A 3,688-nucleotide genomic window follows, 5' to 3' on the forward strand; every position below is an offset into this window, starting at 1 on the left:
ATGTCGCGGAGGGCCGCGAGGCCCGCGGCGCCCGCGGGGACCGACGCCGCGACGGGGGAGGGGACGGCGCCGCCCTCGCCCGCCCGGTTCCCCGAGCCCGCGACGTAGTGCCGCCTCAGGACGGCCAGATGCCTGCGGTGATGGGCGAGGACGGGATCGAGCCGCGTGGACTGGGAAGCGTTCGACGACCGCGCCGCCTCGTACGAGGCGATCAGGTTCTGCTCGGCGGCGATCGCGCCCACCAGCACCGGCACGTCCTCGGGCGCGGGGGCGGCCTCCGCCGTGCAGGACGCGATCCACGGCAGTACGGGCAGCGCACCGCCGCCCAGCAGCGCGGCCCGGCCCAGCAGCGCACGGCGTGACAGCGCCTGCGTCGAGCGTGACATCGCCTGCCCCGGCGGCGGTGCGGCCTCTGGCAAAGGGAGTCTCCTCACCCGGTTGCGGAGGTGGCGGCGGCCCGCTGCGGCGGCGGTCTCCGGACGCGCCCATCAGGCCAGCTCAAGCATTCCATATCCGCCGCGCCGGAGAGGCGCCGGAAAGACCGCTGCGGTCCCCGGCTGTCGATAGTCTTGAGGTGTCGGCGGACGAGCGGCGGCCCCGCCGCCGCCAGGCGCACGACAGACATCGCAGGCGCACAACAGGAGGAGGACCCCATGAGCGTCGAGTCCCGTGGCGGCCGCGCTCAGGGGAGGCGCGGCTGGCAGGAGGAGGCGGCCCCGCCGCGCGACGCCGCCCGGCCGAGCCGCGACGCGGCCGCCGCCGCCCTCAGCAGGCTGCTCGCGCCCGCGATCGCCGAGGCGGGCTACGACCTGGAGGAGGTCGACGTGCGGCCCGCGGGCCGCCGCCGGCTCGTCCGGGTCGTCGTCGACGCCGACGGCGGGATCGGCCTCGACGCCATCGCCCGCCTGAGCGAGACGACCTCCGAGCTGCTCGACGGGTCCGACGTCATGGGCTCCTCGCCCTACGTGCTGGAGGTGACCTCGCCGGGCGTCGACCGCCCCCTCACCGAACCGCGGCACTGGCGCCGTGCCGTCGGCCGGCTGGTCGTCGCCCCCCTGACCGAGGGAGGCCAGATCGAGGGCCGCGTGGTGGCGGCCGACGACGAGGCCGTGGAGATCGACGTCGTCCAGAAGCGCCGGGGCAAGGGAACCGGCGGGAAGGCCGCCGGCGGGGCCGGGAAGCCGTCATCCCCGAAGGGGAAGACCGCCGGGCCGGAGACCGTGCGGCGCCGGTTCGGCCTCGGCGAGCTGGGGCGCGGCCGCGTGCAGGTGGAGTTCGCGCCTTCGTCGCCGGCCGAGGAATCGCGTTCTCCGGCGCAGCCGGACTAGAGGGGGGAACCTCGTGGACATCGACATGACCGCCCTTCGGGGCCTGGAGAGCGAGAAGGACATCTCGCTCGACGTGGCCGTCAAGGCCATCGAAGACGCCCTATTGATCGCCTACCACCGGACGGAGGGCGCGGCGCCGAAGGCGCGCGTCGAGCTCGACCGGCAGAGCGGCCACGTGACCGTGTGGGCGACCGAGACCGACGACGAGGGCAACGCCGTCGGCGAGTACGACGACACCCCGACGGGGTTCGGCCGCATCGCCGCGACCACCGCCAAGCAGGTGATCCTCCAGCGCCTGCGCGACGCCGAGGACGAGCTGACCTTCGGCGAGTACGCGGGCCGCGAGGGCGACATCGTCAGCGGCATCATCCAGCAGGGCAAGGACCCGCGCAGCGTGCTGGTCGACCTCGGCAAGATCGAGGCGGTCCTGCCGCCGCAGGAGCAGGTGCCCGGCGAGCGCTACGAGCACGGCGAGCGGCTGCGCGCCTACGTGGTGCAGGTCCGCAAGGGCCACCGCGGCCCGTCGGTGCAGCTGTCGCGCACCCACCCGAACCTCGTCCGCAAGCTGTTCGCGCTGGAGGTCCCGGAGATCGCCGACGGCACCGTGGAGATCGCGGCGATCGCCCGGGAGGCCGGCCACCGCACCAAGATCGCGGTTCGCTCGCGCAAGTCCGGGGTGAACGCCAAGGGAGCCTGCATCGGCCCGCTCGGCAGCCGCGTCCGCAACGTGATGGGCGAGCTGCACGGCGAGAAGATCGACATCGTGGACTGGTCGGAGGACCCGGCGGAGTTCGTCGGGAATGCCCTGTCCCCGGCACGTGTTTCGAGTGTCGAGGTGGTCGACGCCGACGCCCGGGTCGCCCGGGTGGTGGTGCCCGACTACCAGCTGTCCCTCGCGATCGGCAAGGAAGGGCAGAACGCCCGGCTCGCCGCCCGGCTCACCGGCTGGCGGATCGACATCCGGTCCGACACCGAGCCCGTACAGACGCCCCCGAGCAGCACCGGAACCGGCGAATCCGGATCTTCCGCGTCAGGAGAACATGCGACAGGCCCCGCCGACGCCTCGGCGCGGTAGACTCATGGGACGTGGCCCGGCGGCCGCTGTTCGCACGTGCGTGGGTTGCCGGGTTCGCACGGTCAAGTCCGACTTGCTGCGCCTGGTGGTGGTCGAGGGCGTCATCGTCCCCGATCCTCGCGGGCGGCTGCCGGGACGGGGTGCGCATCTGCATCCCGATCCGGAGTGTCTCGCACTCGCAGAGCGGCGCCGGGCGTTCCCGCGGGCGTTCCGCCTGCAGGGCCCGCTCGACGCCGGTCCGCTGCGGGAGCGACTTGCGGCCCTTGCCGCGCAGCAGCAGGATGGCCGAATGGTAAGCGACGTCTAGTCGGAAGCAGGTCGAGATTGCTATGAGCGCTCGATGAGCACGCCGCGATGAGTACGGCAAGTTAGCGACGGTCCGGAGGCCGCACCCCCGGACCGAGTAGGGAGTGCAGTGGCGAAGGTCCGGGTTTATGAACTCGCCAAGGAGTTCGGAGTAGAGAGCAAGGTCGTCATGGCCAAGCTCCAGGAAATGGGCGAGTTCGTACGGTCGGCGTCCTCCACGATTGAGGCGCCGGTCGTTCGCAGGCTGACAGAAGCCTTCTCAAATTCTTCATCCGCCCCCAAGCAGGGCGACCGACGGAGCGCGCCCAAGAAGCCGGGTCCGCGCCCGTCCGCACCGCCGCGTCCGGGTTCGTCCGGCGGCGGTTCCGATTCTCAGGGTGCCCGCCCCGGGCCCCGTCCGGGTCCGCGGCCCGCTGGGCCCCGTCCGGGTCCCGGTGGCCAGGGCGGTCCCGGTGGCCAGGGTGGCACCGGCGTTCCGGCCGGTCCCGGCGGCCAGGGCGGCCAGGGCGGTGCGCCCAGGCCCGGCCCGCAGCCGGCGCCGCGCCCGCCCGTTCCGCCGGCGCCGAGCACGCCGGTGAGCGCGCCCGCGGCGCAGGGCCCGAGCGCCCCGCCCGCTCCCGCGCCCGCTCCCAGTGCCGGAGCCGGAGCCGGAGCCGGAGCCGGAAACCGCGCGCCCGGAGGCCCGAAGCCGGGTCCCCGCACGCCGAAGCCCGGCCCGCGCCCCGCTCCGCGCCAGGGTGGCGGCGGTGGTGGCGGCGGTCGTGGTCCCGGTGGGCCGCGTCCGGGCAACAACCCGTTCAGCTCGACCAACACCGGCATGGGCCAGGCGCCCAAGCCGGGGCCGCGTCCCGGCCCCCGTCCCGGCGGTGACCGCCCGGGCGGCGGTGGCGGCGCCGCGTCCCTCCGGTCGGAGTACAGCGCCCACGCGATGGTCAGCAGGCCCAGGCACAGGATGCCGATCTGGACGCGCTGGACGATC

General features: G+C 74.4%; 3 protein-coding genes and 2 pseudogenes. 4 read left to right on the forward strand and 1 reads right to left on the reverse strand.

What is annotated here, in order from left to right; genetic code table 11:
* The coding region (locus AB0C69_RS39795) for a hypothetical protein (protein WP_360361514.1) at positions 1-419 on the reverse strand (419 nt) is incomplete at its 3' end.
* A gap of 345 nt (positions 420-764) precedes the next feature.
* Here AB0C69_RS39795 and rimP point away from each other — a divergent pair.
* The 4 genes and pseudogenes from rimP to AB0C69_RS39815 all read left to right on the forward strand — a co-directional run.
* A pseudogene (gene rimP, locus AB0C69_RS39800) lies at positions 765-1,328 on the forward strand (ribosome maturation factor RimP); the annotation flags it as partial.
* Between the two features lie 25 nt (positions 1,329-1,353).
* The gene (gene nusA, locus AB0C69_RS39805) at positions 1,354-2,403 is read left to right on the forward strand and encodes a transcription termination factor NusA (protein WP_360361517.1); all 1,050 of its coding nucleotides are present in this window, start codon (positions 1,354-1,356) and stop codon (positions 2,401-2,403) included.
* 4 nt (positions 2,404-2,407) lie between these two features.
* Entirely contained in the window at positions 2,408-2,710 is a 303-nt protein-coding gene (locus AB0C69_RS39810; RefSeq protein ID WP_345175201.1) for a YlxR family protein, read from the forward strand.
* A 168-nt stretch (positions 2,711-2,878) separates the two neighbouring features.
* A pseudogene (locus AB0C69_RS39815) lies at positions 2,879-3,688 on the forward strand (hypothetical protein); the annotation flags it as partial.

Origin of the sequence: Actinomadura sp. NPDC048032, from assembly GCF_040653175.1 — a bacterium.
In the GTDB taxonomy this organism is placed as follows: Bacteria; Actinomycetota; Actinomycetes; order Streptosporangiales; family Streptosporangiaceae; genus Spirillospora; species Spirillospora verrucosospora.

Coding starts and splice junctions, on each gene's coding strand:
- nusA (WP_360361517.1), top strand. CDS start 1,354: ATGACCGCCCTTCGGGGCCTGGAGAGCGAGAAGGACATCTCGCTCGAC.
- AB0C69_RS39810 (WP_345175201.1), top strand. CDS start 2,408: ATGGGACGTGGCCCGGCGGCCGCTGTTCGCACGTGCGTGGGTTGCCGG.